Genomic DNA, 22,439 nt, shown 5'->3' with positions numbered 1-22,439 from the left:
CGAGTGACGTCCCGGCGATGCCGGGCGGTGGGCAACCACGCTCGCCGATCGATGCCGGGCGGCCCCGGTCCACCCGCGGAGGTGCTCGCCGTTGCGGTCAAATCGGTGTAAGCAGGGCACTAGACCTACCGGAACCGGAGGTGCCGGATGGGAGCGGGCGGCGATCTGGCGGCACGGGAGGTGGCGTCGCGGCGTCCGGCGGCTCGGGCGGGCATCGTGCACGAGAGCGAACGTACGCGGGTGACCCGGGTGCCCGTCTGCGGTGGTGGCACCGTCATCCGCAAGGAGCCACTGGGGCCGGAGGCGCGGCGGCGGGCGCAGCACGAGACGGCCATCCTCGAGCGGCTGCGCGGCGTCGAAGGCGTGGCGCAGCTGTTGGACGCGCCGGCGTTCCCGGGGTCGGTCGTGCTGGCGGACGTCGGCGGCGAGAGCCTGACCGGGACGGCGCTGCCACTGCCCGCCGGCGAGCTGCTCGACCTGGCGGTGGCGTTGACCCGGGCGGTGGCCGGGATGCACCGGCGGGGCGTGCTGCACCGGGACATCGCGCCGACGAACATCGTGGTCTCCCGCACCGGAGCGCCGTGCCTCGTGGACTTCGACCTGGCCTCGTTCCTGGCCGAGCTGCGACCGAGGTTCACCCACCACACGGAGATCGTGGGGACGTTGCCGTACCTGGCGCCGGAGCAGACCGGGCGCACCGGCCGGTCGATCGACCACCGGGCCGACCTGTACGCGCTGGGCGCCACCCTGTACGAGCTGGCCGCGGGTGCGCCGCCGTTCGGCTCCGGCGACCCGTTGCGCCTCACGCACGACCACCTGGCCCGGGTGCCGGTGCCGCCGCCGGGGCCGCTGTCCAGGATCATCATGCACCTGCTGGAGAAGGAGCCGGACAACCGGTACCAGACGGCGGAGGGCCTGCTCGCCGACCTGGAGCGGGTGCGCGCCGGCGGCCCCGGTGCCGCCGCCGGGCTGCGGGTCGGTGAGCACGACGTGCCGCTGCGGCTGCTGCCGCCGTCGCGACTGGCGGGGCGCGCCGCGGAGGTGGCGGTGCTCAAGGAGGCGTTCGAGGGGGCGCTGGCCGGGCGGTGCCGCGGGGTGCTGATCGGCGGGGCCTCGGGCGTCGGCAAGACCGCGCTGGTCGACGAGCTGCGGCCGGTGGTGACCGGCGGCAACGGCTGGTTCGTCACCGGCAAGTTCGACCAGCACCGGCGGGACATGGAGTTCAACGGGCTCCGCCAGGCGTACCAGGCGTTGGGCCGGCTGCTGCTGGCCGAGCCGGAGCACGAGCTGGCGCAGGTGCACGAACGGCTCCTCGCGGCGGTCGGGCCGAACGCGGGCCTGCTGGCCGCGGTGGCCCCGGAGTTCGCCGCGCTGCTGGGCAGGGTGCCCGACCCGGGGGATCCGCTGACCGCCCACGTGCGGGCGCAGCGGCTGGCGGTGGACGTGATGCGCGCGGTCGCCTCCCCGAAACGCCCCGTGGTGATGTTCGTCGACGACCTGCAGTGGGCGGGCCAGTCGCCGCTGGAGATCATCGAGCTCCTGCTGGAGGCGGAGCGGCTCGACGGCTTGCTGATGGTGTGCGCGTACCGCGCGGGTGACGCGGACGGGGCCCGGACACTCGCGGCGCCGCTGGCGCGGTGGCGGGAGCGGCCCGGGGTGCGGCACCTGCGGCTGGGCAACCTGCCGGTGTCCGGCACGGTCACGATGGTCGCCGAGATGCTCCACGTGGACCCGGCCCGGGCGACCGGTCTGGGCAAGCTGATCCACCCGTACACCTCCGGCAACCCGTACGAGACGGTGGAGCTGCTCAACGCGCTGCGCCGCGACGGCGTGCTGCGCGTCTCGGCCGCCGGATGGCAGTGGGACGCGGCGGCCGTGCGCGCGCGCCTCGGCCGGTCCGAGGTCGCCGGGCTGCTCGCCGCGCGGGTGCGGGCGCTGCCACCGGCGACCCGGCAGCTGGTGGAGGTGATGGCGTGCCTGGGCGGGCGGGCCGAGCTCGGCGTGCTGCGCACCGCGACCGCCGTGCCGGAGGACCTGGCGGAGCAGCGGCTGGCGCCCGCCCTGGACGACGGCCTGCTGGTGCTGGAGCCCGGGACGCGCCCGACGGTGCGGTTCCGCCACGACCGCGTCCACGAGGTGGTCCTGCGCGGGCTGGGTCCGCGGTGCCGGCCCCTGCGGCTGGCGACGGCGCGACGGCTGGCGGCCGTCCCGGCGCTGTTCATGGTCGCGGCGGAGCAGTACCTGCCGGTGGTCGACGCGGTCGGCGACGCCGAGGAGCGGGGCCGGGTGGTGCGGCTGCTGCGCCGCGCCGCCGGCCAGGCCCAGCTGGCCGGGGACCACGCGGTGGTGGCCGCGCTGCTGGCCGCGACGCTGCGGCTGGTCGACCCCGGCGACACCGGCACGCTCGTCGAGGTGCGCACCTGCCGCCACGCCGCCCTGTACGGCCTGGGCCGCCTGGAGGAGGCCGACGAGGAGTACCGCGCGATCGAGGGCCTGACCGCCGGTGTCATGGACCGGGCCGACGCGACGGGCGTGCAGGTCCGCAGCCTGACCCACCGCGGCCGGCTCGGGGAGGCGATCGACCTCGGCGTGGCGGCGCTGCGCGAGCTCGGCGTCACCGTCCCGGCGGAGGATCCGACACCCGGCGGGCTCGACGAGCTGTACCGGTGGCTGGACCGCACCGGCGGCGCCGACGAGCTGACCCGCTCCGAGATCAGCGACCCCGCGCTGCTGGCCGCGACCCACCTGTTGACCGCGGTGCTGACGGCGGCCTACCTCGCCGCGCACTACGACCTGTACAGCCGGCTGAGCCTGGAGGCGCTGCGGATGTGGCTCGAGCACGGCCCGGGCCCGACCCTCGTCGGACCGGTCGGCGCCGCCGCGACCGTGGCGGTGCTGCACGGCGACCTCGCCGCCGGGTACCGGGTGCTGCGACGGATCCTCGCGCTGGGCGAGGCCCGGGGCTACGAGGCCGACCTCGCGCAGGTGCGCTTCCTGCACGCGCTCAGATCCTGCTGGTTCGAGCCGCTCGAGAACAGCGTCGAGACCGGGCGGCAGGCCCGCGAGGGGCTGCTCGCGGCGGGCGACCTCACCCACGGCGCCTTCACCTACTACGCGACCGTCGTGGGACTGCTGGACACCGCGCCGTCGCTGGACGGCTGCGTCGCCGAGGTGGAGGCCGGGCTGGCCTTCATGCGCCGGACCGGCAGCGAGCAGTCCGGCTGGTGGCTGGACTCCTACCGGTGGCTGGCCGACGTGCTGCGCGGCGAGTGCTCTCCCGCGCCCGTGGAGGCGGCGACCGCCCGGTACGCCGGCGACCCCCTCGCGCTGTTCCACGCGCACGTCAACCGGGCGTTCGCGGCAGCGGTCCTGGGCGACCCGGTCGGCCTCGCGCAACACACGGCGGCGGCGATGCCGCTGCTGCCGGCGGCCCCGGGCCTCTACCCGACCGCGCTGGCGTACCTGCTGCGCGGCCTGTCGCTCGCCGGGCAGGCCCGGGACAGCCACGGCGACGACCGCGGGGCGCTGCTGGCGGAGCTGGACGAGGCGACCCGGTGGCTGGCCGACCGTGCCGTGGACGCGCCGGCGAACTTCCTGCACCTGGTGCGGCTCGTGGAGGCCGAGCAGGCGTGGGCGGTCGGCGACTTCCACGTCGCGGCCCTCGCCTTCGACGCCGCCCGGCACGAGGCGGTCCAGCGCGGGCGGCCGTGGCACGCCGCCCTGATCTCCGAGCACGCCGGCCGCTTCTGCCTGGCCCACGGCGTCGAGCACGCCGGCCACAGCCTGCTGCTGGAGGCGCGTCAGGAGTACCTCGCGTGGGGCGCGACCGCGAAGGTCCACCAGCTCGACTGGGCGTACCCGACCCTGCGCCCGCCGCCCGACCGGCACGGCGACGCGCACCGCGTGCACTCCTCGGTCACGACGGGGACGATCGACCTGCTCGGCATCCTCTCCGCGTCGCGGGCGCTGAGCTCGCAGACCCGCGTCGAAGGGCTGCACACCGAGCTGGTCCGGGCGCTCGGCGCGATCACCGGCGCCACCCAGGTGCGGCTGGTGCTGTGGAGCGGCGAACGGCAGGACTGGCTGCTACCGGCGCCGGGGGGCGTCGACGCGGTCCGCGTCACCGGCGACGAGCACGCGGTGCCGCTGTCCGTGCTGCGGTACGTCCAGCGTGCGCGCGAGCCGCTGGTCGTCGGCGACGTCACCCGTGACGACCGCTTCGCCCGCGACCCGTACCTCGCCGGCCTCGGCTGCTGCTCGATGCTGGCCGTGCCGATCGTCAACCGCGGCACCCTGCAGGCGGTCCTGCTGCTGGAGAACCGCCTGATCCGCGGCGCGTTCAGCGTCGAACGGCTCGACGCGGTCAAGCTCATCGCCGGCCAGCTCGCGGTGTCCCTGGACAACGCCCGCCTCTACGCCGACTACCGGCGCATCGCGAACGAACAGGCGGCGCTGCGGCGGGTGGCGACCCTCGTCGCCCGGGGCGCCGGTCCGGACACCGTCTTCGCCGCGGTGGCCGACGAGGTGGGCGCGCTCTTCGACGCCGAGAGCACGGCCGTCATCCGGTTCGAGGCGGCCGGCGAGGCGACGGTGATGGGTGGCTTCGGCATCACGCACACCGCGATCGGCACCCGGATGCGACTCGACCCGCGCTCGGCCATGGCGGCGGTCCAGGTCACCGGCCGCGCCGCGCGCTGCCACGCCGTCTACCGCTCGCGGCCGGGCTCCACCGGACGCCAGTCGGTGATCGCCGGCCCGATCCTGGTCGAGGGCCGCCTCTGGGGTGCCGTGGTGGCCACCGCCCGCCGCGATCGGCTGGACGAGGACGCCGAGCAGCGACTGGCCGGCTTCAACGAGCTCCTCGCCACCGGTATCGCCAACGCCGAGAGCCGGGCCGAGCTCACCACCTCCCGGGCCCGGATCGTGGCCACCGCCGACCAGACCCGCCGGCGCATCGAACGGGACCTGCACGACGGCGCCCAGCAGCGGCTGGTCGCGCTGGCGCTGCAGCTGCGCACGGCGCAGGCGGACGTGCCGCCGCAGCTGGACGCGCTCGGCCGGCAGCTCGACCGGGCCGTCGCCGCGGCCACCGCCGCGGCGGACGAGGTCCGCGAGATCGCCCACGGCATCCATCCGGGGATGCTCACCGAGGGCGGGCTCGGGCCGGCCCTGCGCGGGCTAGCCCGCCGCTCACCGGTCCCGGTCGAGCTCGGCATCCGCACCGTCGGGCGGCTGCCCGAGCGGGTCGAGGTCAGCGCGTACTACATCGTCGCCGAGGCGCTGACCAACGCCGCGAAACACGCGCAGGCCTCGACCATCACGGTCACCGTGGACGTCGTCGGCACCGTCCTGCGTGTCACGGTGTGCGACGACGGCGTCGGCGGCGCGGACTTCGCCGGCGGCACCGGCCTGGTCGGCCTCAAGGACCGCGCCGAGGCGCTCGGCGGCTCGATCACCCTCAGCAGCCCGCACGGTCGGGGCACCCGCCTCGCGGTCGAGATCCCCACCGCGTGCGAGCCGGAGGCGCCCGGGCCGACCGGCTGACGCGGCGCCGGTGTGTTACTCTCTACGGTGTAAAGAGAACTGACCCGAGGGAGTGACGTTGACCGACCAGAGCCCCATCACCAGCGCCGCCTACGCGCCCGAGGACCGTGACGTGGCGCGGCTGCTGGACTGGTTCACCGCCTACGACGCGCTCGCCGAGCGCGGTGACGTCCAGGGCATGGCCGACGTGGCGCTGTTCCCGCTGACGGTGACCACGAACGACTCCGCCGGCGAATGCGTCACCCAGCAGTGGGACCGCGACACGTTCGTGCAGGCGATGGGCATGGCCGTCAGCGAGCCGCGCCCCCGGCTGGACAACCACCGCCGGCCGGTGTTCCTCAACGCCGACCTGGCCGTCGTCATCACCGACAGCACGGTCACCACGGGGGCGCAGGTGCAGCACATGCGCTACGTCGACGTGATGGCCAAGACCGGCGGCGAGTGGCGGTTCACCAGCATGATCCAGGCCGGGTGGGGCGACATGCTGCGCGGCGCGCCGGCCGCCTGACCGGCGACGTCACCCGGCGCCGGGCGGCACCGCCCCGGCGCCGGGTGCGCGGTGCAGCTCGACCGTCAGCACCGCGAGCAGCAGCACCGACAGGCCGAGCCCGACGGTCGCGTCGAACTGCAGGGCGGTGAACTTGAACACCTGACCGGCGAGCAGGTCGACCAGCACCGAGGCGCGCAGCAGCCGCAGCGCCCGGTGCCGGTCGGCGCGCAGCAGGAACCCGGCCCGCACGGCGAGCGCGGCGGCCACGGCCGCGGCGGCGACCATCGCGATGCTGGCGCCGAGCTCGCGGGTCTGCCGCAGGTCGCCGGCGAACGCCTCGATCGGGGCGCCGACAAGCGGCGGCACCTGCAGTAGGTACACGCCGGCGACCGCGACCGCGACGACCGGGCGGGTCACCAGGCGGCGGGCCAGCTCGGCGACCGCCCGGCGGCGGCCCGCCCACGGGCTGTCCCGGTGCGGCAGCGCCTCGACCAGCGCCACCACCGCGTCGTCCACCGCCCGCCCGCCGGGCTCCGCCAGGCGCAGCGCCGTGGCGCGCTGTTGCGCGGTCAGACCCGTACCGGCGCCGTCGAGGGCGATCCGCAACGCCTCCGCGGTGCGGTCGTCCTGGGTGCGGTGCCCCGGCTCGCGCCACCGCACAAGGGTGACGACCAGCGCCGCGAACGTCAGGTAGATGATGCCGGCGGCGGGACGGTAGAAGTAGTCGGTGCGTTCGGTGACGAACTTGCCGACCTCGTCGATGAACAGCCCGAACCCGGCGCCGCCGGCGACGGCCGCGGCCACCCGGGCCGGCCGCCCGTGGAAGGTGAGGGTGATCCCGAGGCCGGCCGCGAGCAGCAGCCCGCCCCACAGCACGTGCGCGATGTGCAGCCCGCCGCCGCCGAGCTTCGGGTAGCCGGCCGTGGCCAGGAACCACCGGGTGAGCAGGACGGTGGCGATCCCGGACCCGGCCATGACCCACAGGTCCACCCGGGAGCTGCCGGACCTGGCGGGCATCCTGGCGCGCAGCCGTGCGGCGAAGCGATGCATCGTCCCACCCTCACCCGCGACGGCACCGAGGTGCATCCGGCGCCACCCCTGACCCGACCCTGAGGCGCCGCCCCGGGCCGGGACGCCGACGTGCCTACGATGGAGACGACTACCGCTGGGTGCGACCGGCAGTCCGCGCCGAGCGGAGCGGCAGCGGGAGGTCGTCATGTCCCGTCCAGTCACCCACACCGACTACGACGCGGTGCTGTTCGATCTCGAGGGAGTCCTGACCGCCACCCGGTCGGTGCGTGCGGCGGCCTGGAGGCGCACGTTCGAGGAGTTCCTCAGCGCGTGGGACGCCGGGCACGGCACCCGCACCACCCGGTTCGACGAACGGACCGACTACGCCGCACATCTCGACAGCCGGCCGTGCCATCACGGTGTACGGGACTTCCTGAGCTCCCGCGGCATCGAGCTTCCGGAGGGCTCGCCGGACGCGCGGCCCGAGGAGGAGTCGGTGTGGGGGGTGAGCAACCGGGAGCGGCTGATCGTCGGCGACGAGCTCGAGCGCGCCGGTGTCGAGGCGTTCCCCGGGTCGGTCGCCTGGGTCAGGGAGCTGCGCGAGGCCGGGCTGCGCACCGCGGTGGTGTCGAGCAGCCGCGACTGCGCCGCGATCCTGCGCCGCGCGGGCATCGCCAACCTGTTCGACGTCCGGGTGGACGGTGCGACGGCACTGGATCACCCGCTGGCGGCCAAGCCGGCACCCGACGCGTTCCTGGAGGCCGCGCGCCAGCTCGGTGTCGCACCTGGGCGGGCGGTGGTCGTCGAGGACACCGTGACGGGGGTGCGGGCCGGCCGGGCCGGCGCGTTCGGGCTCGTCGTCGGGGTCGACCGGGACGGGCACGCCGAGCAGCTCACCGCCCACGGCGCCGACGTCGTCGTCGCCGACCTCGGCGAGCTGCTGGCCGCGTCCACCGAGGACGTCCACCGGGCCGGACCTCGCCGCCACCGGCTCCTGGCCGCGGCCGAACGGATCATCGCGGAGACCGGCGACCGCACCGTCGACCCGTGGCGGCTGCGCGAACGCGTCTACAACCCCGGCTATGTCGAGCAGACCGAGACGCTGTTCGCGGTGTCCAACGGCTACCTCGGGATCCGGGCGTCCTTCGAGGAGGGGGAGCCGTCGTTCCGGCCGGGGACCATGCTCAACGGCTTCCACGAGACCTGGCCCATCGTGTACCCGGAACCCGCCCATGGGTTCGCCACCACTGGCCAGACCATCGTGCGGGTGCCGGACGGCACCACGATCCGGCTGTTCGTGGACGACGACCCGGTGACGTGCGAGACGACGGAGGTGCGCCAGTTCGACCGCGCCCTCGACATGCGGCGGGGGGTCCTGGACCGCTCGGTGGTGCACCAGTTGCCGGACGGCCGGCGGTTCCGGGTCGACACCAGGAGGTTCGCGTCTCTCGCGCAACGGCACATGGCGTGCCTGCGCTACGAGGTGACAGCCTTGGACGGCCCCGGTCACCTGGTGCTCTCCTCGGAGCTGCTCACCCCGCGGCCGGCGGCGGAAGGTCAGGTGGTCGACCCGCGGCAGAGCCGGGCACTCGCCGAAGGGGCCCTGGAGCCGGGGCTCGAACGTGCCGAGGGCGTCCGGGTGATCCGTACCTACCGGACGGCGCGCGGCGGGCTGGTGGTCGCCGCCGCCATGGACCACGAGTTCGACGAGCGGACCGTCACCCCCGTCCGTACCAAGCTCGACGGCCATCGGGCCGCGGTCGCCTTCGAAGCCCACGCTCGGCCCGGGCAGACGATCACCCTCACCAAGTGGCTGGCCTACCACTACGGTGCCGAGGACGCGGCGGACCTGGCCGACCGGGCGGCGGTCACCTTGTACCGGGCGCGCGGCGCCGGCTGGGCGTCGGCGCTCGCCGACCACGAACGGATGGTCGCGCAGTTCTGGCAGCGCAGCGAGGTGGTCTGGGACGGGTCGCCCGCCGCCCAGCAGGCGCTGCACTTCAGCCTGTTCAGCATCCTGCAGGCGGCGTTGCGCAGCGAGGGGCACGGGGTACCCGCCAAGGGCCTGACCGGCACCGGCTATGAGGGCCACTACTTCTGGGACACCGAGGCCTACGTCCTGCCCTTCCTGACGCACACTGCGCCGAACGTGGCCCGGAGCCTCCTCATGCACCGGATCCGGATGCTGCCCGCGGCCCGCCGCCGGGCCCGCGAGGTCGGCTGCGCGGGGGCGCTGTTCCCATGGCGCACCATCAACGGCGACGAGGCGTCGGCGTACTACGCGGCCGGGACGGCGCAGTACCACATCGACGCCGACATCGCGTACGCCCTCGCCCAGTACGTCACGGTCACCGGCGACACCGACCTGCTGTTCAGGCACGGTGCCGAACTGCTGGTCGAGACGGCCCGGATGTGGGCAGGCCTCGGCTTCCTCTCCCCGCGGCACGGCGGGCGGTTCGTCATCCACAAGGTGACCGGGCCCGACGAGTACACCACGGTCGTCGACAACAACCTGTTCACCAACCTGATGGCGGCCGAGAACCTCACCCTGGCCGCCGACGCGGTGGACCGCGTCCGGACGCAGTCCCCGCCCGACTTCCGCCGGCTGGTCGAGCGCACCGGGCTGCGCGAGGACGAGCCGGCGACCTGGCGGCGCGCGGCCGAGCGGATGTACCTGCCGTACGACGAGACCGCCGGCGTCCACCTGCAGGATGCCGGTTTCCTCGACCAGGCACCGTGGGACTTCGCCGGGACGCCGCCGGAGTGCTATCCGCTCCTGCTGCACTACCACCCGCTGGTCATCTACCGCCATCAGGTGATCAAGCAGGCCGACGTCGTGCTCGCCACCGTGCTGCTGCCCGACCGGTTCACCGCGCACGAGCGGCGACGGATCTTCGAGTACTACGATCCACTCACCACCGGAGACTCCTCGCTGTCGGAGTGCATCCAGGCGATCGCCGCGGCGGACGCGGGCAAGTACCGCAGCGCCGAGGAGTACCTCGTGGACGCCGCCGCGGTCGACATGGCCGACACCGCCGGGAACCTGCGCGACGGCGTCCACGTCGCGTCGGCCGGCGGGACCTGGATGGCGGTCGTGTACGGGTTCGCCGGCTACCGGTGGCGCCCGCCGGATGGGCCGCAGTTCTCCCCGATGCTGCCCACCCGGGCCCGCCGCCTGCGGTTCCCGCTCATGCTGCACGGGTCGGTGCTCGACGTCGACATCGAGGAGCACCGCGTCACGTACACCGTGCGCAGCGGGGATCCGGTGACGGCGCGGCACCGCGGCGAGCCGTTCACCGTCGCCGCCGGGTCGCCGGTGTCCTTCGCGGGTGACTACCACACTTACGACGCCGCGCCCGGCACCGCGCCGCCCGGCACCGCGTGAACCGGCACCGCGCGAACCGGTCTGTCCGCACCGCGGACGGCCGACGGGAGGCTCGCCGGCCCGGCCGCGGCCGGGCGTGACGCCGGGGCGACGGGGTAGGTGCCCCGCCGTGGTCGCGTGGTTGGATCGATATCAGCGCCAGCATGCCTGGCTGGGTTTCCCGCTCGCGGTGGTCTACAAGTTCTTCGACGACCGCGGTCCATACCTCGCCTCGATGGTGACCTACTACGGCTTCATCTCGCTGTTCCCGCTGACCCTGCTGTTCTTCACCGCGCTGGGCTTCTTCCTGGAGGCCAACCCCGACCTGCAGCAGCAACTCGTCCAGTCGGCGGTGGGTGACCTGCCGGCCATCGGGCCGGAGCTGCAGCGCAACGTCAGCGAGCTGCGCGGCAGCGGCACGCGCCTGGTGCTCAGCGTCATCGGCGCCCTGTACGGCGGGCTCGGCGCGATGCAGGCCGCGCAGGCCGGGTTCAACCACATCTACGGCATCCCGCGCAACGAGCAGCCCAATCCGGTCCGGTCCAGGCTGCGCAGCCTCGGGCTGCTGGTGATGCTCGGCGGCGCGGTGCTGCTGTCGGCGGCGGCGACGGCGTTCGTGACCTTCGCCCACCAGCTCACCGGCCGGTCCGGGCCCGGCCTGCAGCTGCTCGGGTACCTGCTGACGTTCGCGGTCAACGCCGCCCTGTTCACCGCGGCGATGCAGCTGCTGACCGCCCGGACCCTGCTGCTGCGCCAGGTCATCGCCGGCGGGTTGATCGGTGCGTCCTTCTGGATGGTGCTGCAGACGGCGGGTGCGCGGTACGTCGCCACCCGGCTGGGCCACGCGAGCGCGCTGTACGGCACGTTCGGGCTCGTGCTCACCGCGCTCGCGTGGATCTACCTGCAGGCGTTGGTGCTGATGCTCTGCGCCGAGCTGAACATGATCGCCAACTTCCGTCTGTGGCCCCGGGCGCTGCTCGCGCCGTTCACCGACGACGTCGACCTCACCGACGCCGACCGGCGGATCTACACGGCGCTCGCGGCCGCGCAGCGGTTCAAGGGGTTCCAGACGGTGCGGGTCGACTTCGACCGGCGGGACGAACCGTAGCCGCCGGCGGCGGGAGCCGGCGGTCGCAGTGCGGCATCTCAGCCGGCCGTCGTGGTGTAGGTGACCGCGGTGAACGGTGCCGAACATCTGGGGGCGCACGTCGGCGGCAGGCTGAAGGTGTAGACCCGCCCACCGGCCACCAGGCGGTCGTCGGCGTCGCGCACCCGGATGCGGAACTCGGTGCCCTGCGGCTGGGTCGCGCCGACGATGAAGGACTGGCCCATGTCGCCGTTCATCGGTGCGGCGTGCCAGTCGCCACCCGCGGAGTACTCGACGCCGTGGATGCCGTTCGGCAGGTGCGTGACGGCGATCGCGGGCCAGTTGCGCTCGGCGTTCTGCAGGAACCCGATCCGCAGGTCGCCGGTGTAGTTCGGCGGAAGGGCCCACGATCACCGGATACGCCGGTTACCCCAGTGGGTGGGGTACATGTCGCCGACGGGCGCGCCGTTGCGGGTGAACGCGTTGAGTGAGCCGGTGGCGAGGTCCAGATGGTGCGGGTCGTCGCGGCACCAGGCGTTGCCGTCGCCGCAGCTGTCCGCCACCAGCATGGTCAACGTCGCGCCGTTGTACCCGTCGGCGATCCACGAGCCGCCGCGGCAGAACGGCTGCCCCGGTGCGCCGTCGTTGAGTCCGGTGCAGTAGTCGTCGATCGTGACCGTGACCCAGCGTCCGCAGTTGCGGCCGTTGTCCCAGGCGCCGATCTTCGAACCGAGCGATGCGGCCATCGGGCGTGGGTAATACGTGCTGGAGTCGCCGGGAGTGTTGTAGACGTTGAGCGCCACGAAGTGCTGGCTGTCCAGCTCGGCCTGGGGGAGGCCACAGCCGCCGTAGGGCGCGCCGAGTCCGTCGAAGTGGGTGGCGTTGCCGGTCACCGTCGGGCCGCCCGGGCCCGGCGACCCGCTGGTCGACGGCGTCGGCGAGGCGCTGCCGGACGGGCCGGGCGACGTGGTCGGGGAGGCGTCCGGGGTGGTGGGACCGGTGGTCGGCACGGTGGGTCCGCCGCATGCCTGCCCGTTGAGGCTGAACGCCGCCGGGGCGGGGTTGGACCCGCTGTAGGTCAGGTTGAAGCCGGTCGTCGCCGTGCCGCCCGTCGCGATGGTGCCGTTGTAGGTGGCGTTGACGGCGGTGACGGCGGTGCCGCTCTGGGCGTAGGTGCCGCTCCAGCCGTCGGCGGATCGCGGGGGGAAACGTCACACATCGCGTGGGCCGGCCCCCGAGCCCGGGAGCCGGCCCACCGTCGCGCCGGTGCCGCGGTTACCAGGCGGTCATGTCCGGCAGTTGGTCGATGGAGATCGTGCGCGGGTTCGCCATGGCGGTCCTCCAGAGGCCGGCGACGTCCTTGCCGCTGCCGTTCCAGTCGCGGGAGGCCCAGACCACGAAGTACGGCCAGGCCGGGTCGGTGGACGGGTTGAGCGGGCTGAACGTCTCGGCGACGCCGGTGGTCTTGCCGCTGCCGACCGCCTTGCAGGTGGTGAGGTCGCCGGCGCTCTGGAAGTAGTCGGAGGTGACCAGGTCGGCGTAACCGTCACCGGGGTACCAGGACGACAGCGCGGTGCCCTGGCCGCTGGCCATGCCGTTGAACACCCACACGATGTTGTGCGCGCCGGCCAGCCGGGCCCGCTGGTAGATGAGCCGCCAGAGCTGCTTGTAGGCGTCCTGGCCCTTCCTGGTCCACCACATGTAGTTGTTGTTCGACTCGTGCAGCGGGCGGAACAGCACCGGCACGCCGGCGTCGCCCATCTTCTTCAGCTCGCCGACGACGAGGTCGATGTCCTGGTACAGCTTGGACGACGGGTTGCTCAGGTCCGGCACGAAGTCGCAGGGTGCGGCGTAGTCGCCGCCGCGCGGGCAGTACCAGTGCCACTGGAAGGCGACGATGCCCTTGCGCTGCCGCGCCCAGTCGATGACCTGCTGGGTCTGGACGCTGCCGCGGGTGTACTCCATGAAGTCGAAGGCGACGATCGCCGGGTAGCGGCCGGTCAGCTGCCGCACCTTGTCCGCGTCCGGCAGGTCGGTCTGGCCGCTGACGTACGTGTGGGTTCTCAGGTAGCAGATCAGGTTGCGTGCCTTGGAACCGGCGTCGGGGTCGGCCGGCGGCTGGCCGCAGTCGGGGCCCGGGGGTGCCGGGACCGGCACTGCGTACACCTCGAGCTCGAACAGGGAGTAGCCCCAGGCGGTGCCGCGGGCGGTGCCGGAGATCCGCACGTATCGGCCGCGGCCGTCGACGGTGAGCACGTCGTCGCCCCCGTCGCCGCTCGTGGTGCCGGCGACCGTCGTCCAGGTGGTCGCGTCGGTGGAGGTCTGGACCTGGTACGAGCGGGCGTAGGCGGCCTCCCACCGCAGGATCACCTGCCGGACCGGGTAGTCGGCGCCGAGGTCGACCTGCAGCCACTGCGGATCCGCGTACAGGCTGGACCAGCGGGTGGTGCGGTCGCCGTCCACCGCGTTCGCCGGGGACAGCCCGGCGCCCTCGGTCGACGAGGCCGTCACGGGGCGGCGCAGGGCGAGATTCCCCGACGGCGTGCCCGGGCCGCTCGGACTCGGGCTGCTGGACGCGCTCGCGCTGCCTGACGGTGTCGGGCCAGGGCCCGAGCAGGCCACGCCGTTGAGCGCGAACGCCGCCGGGGCCGGGTTGGACCCGGCATAGGTGACGTTGAAGCCGAAGCTGACCGACCCGCCCGCGGCGGGGATGGCCGCGTTGTAGCCGACGTTGGTCGCGGTGGCGTCGGCGCCGGACTGGGTCTTCGTGGCGTTCCAGATGTCGGTGATCGTCTGGCCGGCCGCGAAGCTCCAGGCGAGCGTCCATCCGTTGACGACGGTGGAGCCGGTGTTGGTGACGACCACCGTCGCGGTGGCGCCCGATCCCCAGTCGTTGGTGACCTCGTACCTCACCTGGCAGCCATCGGCGGCGGCTCGGGCGGACGGGGTGAGCGCCAGGCCGGCCGCGAGCACGGTGACGGCGACGGCCGCTACGGCCGTGGCGAGCCGAGCGAGTGCACGACGTCTCATTGCGCCTCCTTGGGCAGATTCGTGAAAACGCGATGCTGATCCTTAAGCGCGTAAGTTGTCAACGGATCGACCGCAGCGCTGGGTGCCGCGCCTGAAAGTTCCACGCCGACCGCAGCGGTGCGGCCGGTCGACGTCGCCGCCGGCGATTTCCCGGCGCGGCGAATCGCGCGCTGAATGGCCTGTCAGAGCCACTGCATCGTCGAATCGCTTCGATACTGCCAGGCCCCGCTGCCCGCAAGTGGCTGGCAAGTACATCGACCATCGGCTCGTCGCTGACCGGCGGTAGGAATTCGCGCTCACCGCTTGCTTCTGAAGCGCCTAAGCATCAGTATCGACCCTGTTCGACCCTCGGCACGCCGCCGTCGTCCACCCCACCGGTCCGCAGCCGCCACCTGCGAGCACCGCAACGTCCTGACGTCCGCGGCCCCGCCACGCACACCCCCATCCACCCGAGCAGAGGGTTCCGAGGAGCAGATGAACAGGTTCCGAGCAGCGCTCCTGGCAGGCGCCGTCCTGGCCGCAGGAGTGCTCACCGTCGTCGTGCAGATGACGAACGCCCAGGCGGCGACGCAGATCTGCGACCAGTACGGCAGCGCCACCGGCAGCCGGTACGTCGTGCAGAACAACCGCTGGGGCACCGACGTCGCGCAGTGCATCACGGTCAACAGCGCGGTCGACGGCTTCAGCCTCGACACCGGCAACGCGAACAACCCGACCAACGGCGCGCCGGCGTCGTACCCGTCGGTCTACTACGGCTGCCACTACGGCAACTGCAGCCCCGGCACGATCCTGCCGCTGCCGGCCTCCGACAGCCGCTTCCGGCAGATCACCACCAGCGTCTCCATGACCTACCCGAGCGGCGGCGCCTGGGACGCGGCGTACGACATCTGGTTCGACCCGGCGGCCAAGACCACCGGGCAGAACAACGGCGTCGAGATCATGGTGTGGCTCAACCATCTGGGCCCGATCCAGCCGGTGGGCAGCAAGATCGCCACCGCCACCGTGGCCGGTGCCGCCTTCGACGTGTGGGGCGGGCGCATCGCCGACAACGGCGGCTGGAACGTGGTGTCCTACGTCCGCCAGGCGGCCGCGACCTCGATGGACTTCGCGGTCTCGGCGTTCTTCGACGACGCGGTCGGCCGCGGTTACGCGCAGTCCGGCTGGTACCTGACCAGCGTGCAGGCCGGCTTCGAGCCGTGGACGGGCGGTGCCGGACTGACTGTCCAGTCGTTCTCGGTCACCACCGGCGCGACGCCGACGCCGACGCCGACGAGCGAGCCGCCGGCGTCGGGCAACCTGGCGCTGAACCGCCCGGCGACCTCGTCGTCCAACGAGAGCAGCAGTCTCGGGGCCGCCCTCGCCGTGGACGGCAACACCTCCACCCGCTGGGGCAGCGCCTACAGCGACCCGCAGTGGATCCAGGTCGACCTGGGCGCCAGCCAGCAGATCAAGCGGGTGGTGCTGCGCTGGGAGGCCGCCTACGCCAAGGGTTACCAGGTCCAGACGTCCGCCGATGCCACCAACTGGACGACCGTCTACACCACGAGCACCGGCACGGGCGGCGTCAATGACCTGGCCGTCACCGCCACCGGTCGCTATCTGCGCGTGTACGGCACGGCCCGGGCCAACACCAGCTGGGGCTACTCGCTCTACGAGATCGAGGCGTACAGCACCGGCGCGCCGCCGCCACCCCCGCCGGGGCCGGTCACCCGCAGCACCGTGCTGAACTGGCTCGCCGGGCTGCCCAACGGCAGCACCAACCGGGTCGCCTCCGGCTTCTTCGGCGGCTACAGCGGCGGCACCTTCAACCTCGACCAGACCGAGCAGCTGCACAACCAGACCGGCCAGTACCCGGCGGTGCTCGCCTGCGACTACGGCAACTGGGTCACCAGCAGCAACACCCAGGTCAACAGCTCCTGCAACAGCACGCTGAAGAGCTGGCAGCAGCGGGGCGGCCTGGTCAGCGTCGGCATCCACTGGCCGAACCCGGGCAGTGGCGGCTTCGGCACCAAGCTGCCCAACTTCGCCGACATCACCAACCCCGGCACCGCCGTCGGCAGCGCCTGGCTCAACAGCCTCAAGCAGGTCGGCGACGGCCTCGCCGACCTCAAGAGCGCCGGCGTGGTCGTGCTGTGGCGGCCGTTCCACGAGATGAACGGTGACTGGTTCTGGTGGGGCAACCAGGACCCCACGACGTTCAAGAACGTCTGGAACTCCATGCACAACTACCTGGTCAACACGCGCGGTCTGGACAACCTCGTCTGGGTCTACGCACCCGACTTCAGCCGCGGCAACGCGACCGGCTACTTCGCCGGCGGCAACGTCGTGGACATCGTCGGCATGGACGCCTACGACGACAACCCGGCCGCGTCCGGTATCCAGAGCACCTACAACCAGCTGCTGGGTCTCGGCAAGCCGTTCGCCTTCACCGAGATCGGCCCGGACAACTCGCCGTTCGACTACGGCAAGTGGATCAACGCGATCAAGCAGTACTACCCGAAGACGTCCTACTTCCTCGCCTGGAACGACAAGTGGGGCCCGCCGCAGAACCAGAACTCCGGCGCGCTCATGAACGACCCGTGGACGCTCAACCTCGGCGAGGTCTCGATCAGCGGCGGCACCACGCCGCCGACCTCACCGCCGCCGACGAGCCCGCCTGCCGGTCAGGGTGCGTGCAGCGCCGGCTACGCGGTGACGGACTCCTGGGCGGGCGGGTTCAACGCCGAGGTCACCGTCCGCAACACCGGCACCACGGGCATCGGCACGTGGACCGTCACCTGGACGTTCGCCAACGGCCAGACCATCACCAACTCGTGGAACACGACGCTGACCACGGCCGGCGCCGCCGTCACCGCGAAACCGGTCAGCTACAACGCGGCGATCGCCGCCGGCGCAACCACGTCGTTCGGCTTCAGCGCCAACGTCGGCGGCACCAACACCGCGCCGGCGCTCACCTGCACCGCCGGCTGACCAGAGGATCCGCGCGAAGAACACCGCTCGGGGGCGGGCCGCGGCCCGCCCCCGAGGGGCACGGACCATCCGGCGGCCTCCCGGGCACCCGGCGTCACCCGCTCGCTCACCCGCCGCCGGGCCTGTCCGGGCGTACTGTGACAAGTGCCTGCGAGACGATTGAGCGAGCGAAGCTGGTAACGCGGCCGAGACGATGCACCAGGAGACCGCGAGGTCGATCGGTGTCATCGAGCACCTGATCCGGTGGCACCGGTGACGGGAAGATCGCCTCGCAGGTTCATGCATGGGGCAGGCCCGGCGGCGGTGCGCCGCACGGCGGGCACTCATGCGACCGGTGCGTTCGACGTCGACCCCGTAGCGTCAGCGTGCACCGAGGTGAGGCATGAAACAGACGCTGAAGTTCGGTCGCATCGCCGGGATTCCGGTCGGTGTGCACTGGTCGGCGCTGGTGATCATGGTGTTGCTGGCGCAGAGCCTCGTGGTCGGTGTCCTGCCGGCCAGCGTGCCGGACCTGCCCTGGACGGTCGCGTGGCTGCTCGGCGTCGGCGGCGCCGCACTGTTCCTGCTGTCGCTGTTCGCGCATGAGGCGGCCCACGCGCTCGTGGCCCGTGGGTTCGGCATCCGGGTCGAACGATTGACCCTGTGGCTCCTCGGTGGCGTGGCGGAGTTCCGTGACGAGCCGCCCAGCGCCCGCGCCGACTTCCTGGTGGCCATCGCCGGTCCGCTGACCAGTTTCGCCGCCGGCGTCGGCTTCGGCACTGTCGCGCTGCTGGTGTCCGGCCTGGACGGACCGCCCGCCGTGGTCGCCACGGCGGGCTGGCTGGCGATGATCAACCTCGTCGTCGCCGTGTTCAACCTGCTGCCGGGCGCGCCGCTCGACGGCGGCCGGGTGCTGCGCGCCGCGCTGTGGTGGTGGCGCGGTGACCGTACCCGCGCCGCGCTGACCGCCACCCGGACCGGTCGCTGGCTGGGCATCGCGCTGCTGTTCGCCGGGTTGGCCGAACTGCTGGTCTTCGGCGCGCTGAGCGGCATCTGGCTGGGACTGCTCGGCTGGTTCGTGCTCGCCGCGGCGATCGCCGAGGGCGTCACCGCGCGCACCCGCGCGATCCTGGACGACACGCCGGTCCGAGCCGTGATGCGGACCGGTGCGGTGTGCGGCGAGCCCGGGCAGAGCGTCGAAAGCTTCGTCCCGGTCGCCGCGGGCTCCCGCCAGCGGTGGTTCCCGCTCTGCGACGACGCCGGACACCCGACCGGCATGGTAGGGCTCACGGCCCTCGTCGACGTGCCCGCGACGGCCCGGGCGGCGACGACGCTGCAGCAGGTCGCCGGGCCCGCCACCCGCGTCGACGCGGGGCAGGCGGTGGCGACCGTCGTGCTGCCGGGACCGACCCGCAGCGCGGTCGTCGTCGACGACGGCCGGCTCGTCGGTGTGCTGTCCAGTGATGACATCGCCCGCGCGGTCGAGGTGGCGCGGCTGCACGCGCCGGCCGGCGACCGTGCCCGCTGACGCCGAAATCAGCGCAGGTCGGACGCCAGGCGCCGGTTCAAGCGGCGGGACAGGGGGCATTGTCGTCGAAGAAGCCGCATCCGGTCCCGCGACAGGAGCGTCGAAGGGCGCGTCCCTGGCCGGTCGCGCGAGCCGGCCGTGCTGCCGCGCATCCCGTGTGAGGAGCCATGTGCGAACAGGTTGCCGCAAACCAGGTAGGTCACCGCCGTGCGGCGTGCACCGCCGGGCCGGTCGCACCCCGGCCGCGCCCACCGTGCCGCCCGCCTGAGGTCGGCTGAAGTCATGGCCGCCGAGCAGGGCAGTCCGAGGATGGCGGCCATCCGCCATGCGCCGCTGTCCTGGCTGGTACGACCGGTACGCCCGCCCTGGGCCACGGGGATCGCGGTCGCCCTCCTGCTGATCACGCTGGAGACCGTCGCGGTGGCGCCGTTCCGGGGCGTCATGACGTCGTTCTCTCCCGCCATGGTCTACATCATCGGCGTGTTGGTGATCTCGGCGGTGTGGGGCCGGTGGCTCGGCATGTTCACCGCGCTGGCCAGCACCGCCGCGTTCGCCGTATCCCACGGCCTGACCGTCGGCAGGTTCACGGCCTCGGACGTGCAGGATCTGGCCGGGCTGGCGGTGTTCCTCGCCGTCGTGCTGGCCACGAGCGCGCTGGCGGACCTGTCCCGGGCGCGCACCGTCGAGGCCGAGGAGTCCGACCTCACCGCGGCGATGGCCCAGCTGCTGCTGCACACGGACGATGTCGCGACGGTGCTGCCCGCGGTCGCGCGGTGCATCGCGCAGTCGCTGCAACTGCCGGAAGCGGAGATCCACCTCGCCGCGGTGGCCGGTGACGACCGGCGCACGGCACTGCCGCTGAGCGCCGGGGCAGACCGGATCGGCACGCTGCTGGTGCCGGCCACCGTTCCCGGCCGGACGATGGGGCGGCTGCGGGAGCGGGTGGTGCCGTCGCTGGCGTCGTTGCTGCACGCCGGGTGGGAACGAACGGCGGTGCTGCACTCGCTCGAGTCGAGCCGCAAGCGCCTCGGCCGGCTCGCCGCCGAACAGGCCGCGCTGGGGCGGGTGGCGACGCTGGTGGCGCGGGGCGGCCGGCCGGCCGAGGTCTTCGACGCCATCACGACGGAGCTGCACGGCCTGCTGAGCGACTTCAGCACCTGGCTGTTGCGCTACGAGCCGGACGGGACGGTCACCATCCTCTCGACGAGCATGCCCGGCCTGCAGCCGGGACAGACGCGCTGGCCGTTGCGGGGCGAGAACATCCCGCTGCGGGTGAGGGAGACCGGACGCCCGGCCCGGATGGACAGCTTCCAGCTCGCCGCCGGTGACGGCGCCGAGCTGGCCCGCGAGTTCGGGATCCGGTCCGCGGTCGGGCTGCCGATCGTGGTCGAAGGCCGGCTGTGGGGCCTGGCGTCGGTGGCGTCCACCCGGCCCGAGCCGCTGCCGGCGGACACCGAGGCCCGCGTCGCGGGGTTCGTGCGGCTCGCGGCCACCGCCGTGGCCAACGCCGACAGCCGGGAGGAGCTCGCCGCGTCCCGGGCCCGCCTGGTCGTCGCCGCCGACCAGACCCGTGAGCGCATCGAGCGAAGGCTGCACGACGGCGCGCTGCAGCACTTCCTCGCCGTCGCCATGCGGCTCGGCGCCACGCAGGCCGGGCTGCCGCCGGACCAGCAGGAGACGAAGGCGGAGCTGTCGCGTGCCCTGGACGGCCTCAACCGTGCCGTGGACGACCTGCGGGAGATCTGCCAGGGCATCCATCCGACGCTGCTCGCCGCCGGCGGGCTGCCACCCGCGCTCAAGGCGCTCGCGCGCAGATCCCCGGTGCCGGTCGACCTCGACCTGCACACCGATGAGCGCCTGCCCTCGGTGGTCGAGGTGGCCGCCTACCACATGGTGTCCGAGGCGTTGACCAACGCGGGCCGGCACGCCCGGGCCTCGCTGGTGCACGTCCGAACCGCGACGCAGGACGGCGCGCTGCACCTGTCGGTGAGCGACGACGGTGCCGGCGGCGCCGATCCCCACCGGGGCACCGGCCTCATCGCCCTCCAGGACCGCGTCGAGGCACTCGGCGGACAGCTCACCGTCACCAGCCCCACCGGCGGCGGCACCCTGCTCACGGCCACCATCCCGACCACCGTCGCGACCTGACGTCCGGCCCGCGGGCGGGTCGGCGGGTGTCAGCGGGCGACGACCGGACGCGCCGCCTCCGCCTCGTCCGGCAGGCCGCCGGCCGGCTCCCGCCCGGCGGCGGCCAGCAGCACCCAGCCGGCGGCCGCGATCCCGCCGCACAGCAGCAGCGCCGCCCGTGGCCCGAGCGCCTGCACCGCGGCGCCGCCGAGGACACCGGACACCAGCGAGCCGAAGGTGAGGGTATTGGCGAACAGGGTCGTGGCGCGGCCGGTAGCGCCCGGCAGGAGGTCCTGCATGTACGTGATGCCCAGCGCGCCGACGACGGCGATGCCGACCCCCCGGGCGACCTGGGTGCCGACCAGCCCCGCGACGGTCGTGCTCGCCGCGACGAGCAGGAAGTAGGCGACGAACACGACCATGCCGGCCAGGATCACCGGCCGCCGGCGGGCCCGCTCGGGCAGCAGCACCAGGGCCAGCGCGGCCGGGATCTCGACGATCGCGCAGGCACTGAACAGCAGGCCGACGACGCTGTCCGGGCGATCGAGGGTGCGCGTCACGTACAGCGGCAGCGCGACCGAACCGGCGAGCATCGCGGTGTGGAACAGCGTGAAGCTCGCCGCCGCCAGCAGCACGGTGCGACCCGCCCGGCGGGCCCCGGCGTCCTCGGCCGGCCCGGGCGCGGGTGCGGGCGTCGGTCCGAGCAGCAGCACCGGCAGCGCCACCAGCCCGAAGGCCAGGGCGGTGAGCACGAGGAGCCCGCGGTACCCCTGCCAGGCCAGCACCCCGGCGCCGATCAACGGCCCGATCGCCCACGCGAGCGACCACACCGACCGCAGCAGCGGTGTCCCGGCCCGGCCGGCGCCGGACGCCCCGTCCAGGTGCGTGCGGGCCAGCGCGAACAGCTGCGGGAACGCGGCCATGCCGGCGCCCAGCAGCGCCCCGGCGATGAGCAGCAGCAGGGCGTAGCTGGTGGTCGTGGTCAGCGCCAGGTACCCGGCGGCCGGCGCGGCCACCGCGACCAGCGCCGGCCACCGGCCGTGCGAGGCGTCGAAGCGGCGGCCGAGCCACGTGCTGACGGCCAGGCCGCTGGCGGCGATGAGCGACATGAACACGCCGACCTGCACCGGGCTCAGCCGCGCCCGGTCCGTGCCCAGCAGCACCAGGTACGGCCCGATCATCGAGTCGGCGATGCCCAGCACCAGCACGCCCACCAGCAGCGGCGGCAGTTTGGGACGCGTCATCGCCTCCCCATGCCCATCCCCGGTGCGACCGTAACCCGGCCGTCGGCGACCTGGCGGTGCCGGCG

12 protein-coding genes and 1 pseudogene are annotated in these 22,439 nt (G+C 73.5%); 7 read left to right on the top strand and 6 right to left on the bottom strand.

Annotation, left to right across the window (positions count from 1 at the left end):
• Positions 1–240: 240 nt before the first annotated feature.
• Positions 241–5,544, top strand: a complete 5,304-nt coding sequence (locus tag OP18_RS26800; RefSeq protein ID WP_052387388.1) for an AAA family ATPase — start codon at positions 241–243, stop codon at positions 5,542–5,544.
• Between the two features lie 58 nt (positions 5,545–5,602).
• Positions 5,603–6,052: a nuclear transport factor 2 family protein gene (locus tag OP18_RS26795; RefSeq protein ID WP_156089806.1), complete on the top strand. Its 450-nt coding sequence runs from the start codon at positions 5,603–5,605 to the stop codon at positions 6,050–6,052.
• A gap of 9 nt (positions 6,053–6,061) precedes the next feature.
• Here OP18_RS26795 and OP18_RS26790 read toward each other — a convergent pair whose 3' ends face one another.
• The gene (locus tag OP18_RS26790; protein ID WP_156089805.1) at positions 6,062–7,084 is read right to left on the bottom strand and encodes a hypothetical protein; all 1,023 of its coding nucleotides are present in this window, start codon (positions 7,082–7,084) and stop codon (positions 6,062–6,064) included.
• 166 nt (positions 7,085–7,250) lie between these two features.
• On the opposite strand from OP18_RS26790, the gene OP18_RS26785 reads away from it, so the two are divergent.
• Both OP18_RS26785 and OP18_RS26780 read left to right on the top strand, forming a co-directional pair.
• Positions 7,251–10,430: an HAD-IA family hydrolase gene (locus tag OP18_RS26785; protein ID WP_052387385.1), complete on the top strand. Its 3,180-nt coding sequence runs from the start codon at positions 7,251–7,253 to the stop codon at positions 10,428–10,430.
• 121 nt (positions 10,431–10,551) lie between these two features.
• Positions 10,552–11,517 (top strand): YihY/virulence factor BrkB family protein, encoded by a 966-nt coding sequence (locus tag OP18_RS26780; RefSeq protein ID WP_156089804.1) that lies wholly within the window; start codon positions 10,552–10,554, stop codon positions 11,515–11,517.
• A gap of 38 nt (positions 11,518–11,555) precedes the next feature.
• Here OP18_RS26780 and OP18_RS53120 read toward each other — a convergent pair whose 3' ends face one another.
• The 4 genes and pseudogenes from OP18_RS53120 to OP18_RS53105 form a co-directional block, all read right to left on the bottom strand.
• Positions 11,556–11,753: a hypothetical protein gene (locus OP18_RS53120; protein WP_156089803.1), complete on the bottom strand. Its 198-nt coding sequence runs from the start codon at positions 11,751–11,753 to the stop codon at positions 11,556–11,558.
• Between the two features lie 153 nt (positions 11,754–11,906).
• On the bottom strand, positions 11,907–12,506 hold the full coding sequence (locus OP18_RS60855) for an RlpA-like double-psi beta-barrel domain-containing protein (RefSeq protein WP_245635528.1): 600 nt from the start codon (positions 12,504–12,506) through the stop codon (positions 11,907–11,909).
• A gap of 24 nt (positions 12,507–12,530) precedes the next feature.
• Positions 12,531–12,674, bottom strand: a pseudogene (locus OP18_RS59820) (cellulose binding domain-containing protein); the annotation flags it as partial.
• A gap of 97 nt (positions 12,675–12,771) precedes the next feature.
• Positions 12,772–14,526, bottom strand: a complete 1,755-nt coding sequence (locus OP18_RS53105; RefSeq protein ID WP_052387381.1) for a cellulose binding domain-containing protein — start codon at positions 14,524–14,526, stop codon at positions 12,772–12,774.
• 474 nt (positions 14,527–15,000) lie between these two features.
• Here OP18_RS53105 and OP18_RS53100 point away from each other — a divergent pair, with 474 nt between their 5' ends.
• From OP18_RS53100 to OP18_RS53095, 3 genes are all read left to right on the top strand, one after another.
• A complete protein-coding gene (locus OP18_RS53100) occupies positions 15,001–17,496 on the top strand; it encodes a glycosyl hydrolase (protein WP_081971146.1) in 2,496 nt (831 codons plus the stop codon).
• Positions 17,497–17,878: 382 nt separating this feature from the next.
• Positions 17,879–19,003 carry a site-2 protease family protein gene (locus OP18_RS26755; RefSeq protein WP_033361768.1) on the top strand — a complete coding sequence of 375 codons (1,125 nt, stop codon included), beginning with the start codon at positions 17,879–17,881 and terminating at the stop codon, positions 19,001–19,003.
• A gap of 282 nt (positions 19,004–19,285) precedes the next feature.
• The gene (locus OP18_RS53095) at positions 19,286–21,151 is read left to right on the top strand and encodes a DUF4118 domain-containing protein (protein WP_052387379.1); all 1,866 of its coding nucleotides are present in this window, start codon (positions 19,286–19,288) and stop codon (positions 21,149–21,151) included.
• Between the two features lie 29 nt (positions 21,152–21,180).
• Here the strand turns inward: OP18_RS53095 and OP18_RS26745 are convergent, their stop codons facing one another.
• Entirely contained in the window at positions 21,181–22,374 is a 1,194-nt protein-coding gene (locus tag OP18_RS26745) for an MFS transporter (RefSeq protein WP_052387378.1), read from the bottom strand.
• Between the last annotated feature and the right edge of the window lie 65 nt (positions 22,375–22,439).

Source organism: Dactylosporangium aurantiacum (assembly GCF_000716715.1).
GTDB lineage: Bacteria > Actinomycetota > Actinomycetes > Mycobacteriales > Micromonosporaceae > Dactylosporangium > Dactylosporangium aurantiacum.
This window is presented reverse-complemented; position numbering and strand designations above follow the sequence as displayed.

Excerpts from the sequence above, each read along its gene's own strand:
- OP18_RS26790 (WP_156089805.1), bottom strand. The coding sequence starts at position 7,084 with ATGCATCGCTTCGCCGCACGGCTGCGCGCCAGGATGCCCGCCAGGTCC.
- OP18_RS26785 (WP_052387385.1), top strand. The coding sequence starts at position 7,251 with ATGTCCCGTCCAGTCACCCACACCGACTACGACGCGGTGCTGTTCGAT.
- OP18_RS53120 (WP_156089803.1), bottom strand. The coding sequence starts at position 11,753 with ATGAACGGCGACATGGGCCAGTCCTTCATCGTCGGCGCGACCCAGCCG.
- OP18_RS53105 (WP_052387381.1), bottom strand. The coding sequence starts at position 14,526 with ATGAGACGTCGTGCACTCGCTCGGCTCGCCACGGCCGTAGCGGCCGTC.
- OP18_RS53100 (WP_081971146.1), top strand. The coding sequence starts at position 15,001 with ATGAACAGGTTCCGAGCAGCGCTCCTGGCAGGCGCCGTCCTGGCCGCA.
- OP18_RS26755 (WP_033361768.1), top strand. The coding sequence starts at position 17,879 with ATGAAACAGACGCTGAAGTTCGGTCGCATCGCCGGGATTCCGGTCGGT.
- OP18_RS53095 (WP_052387379.1), top strand. The coding sequence starts at position 19,286 with ATGGCCGCCGAGCAGGGCAGTCCGAGGATGGCGGCCATCCGCCATGCG.
- OP18_RS26745 (WP_052387378.1), bottom strand. The coding sequence starts at position 22,374 with ATGACGCGTCCCAAACTGCCGCCGCTGCTGGTGGGCGTGCTGGTGCTG.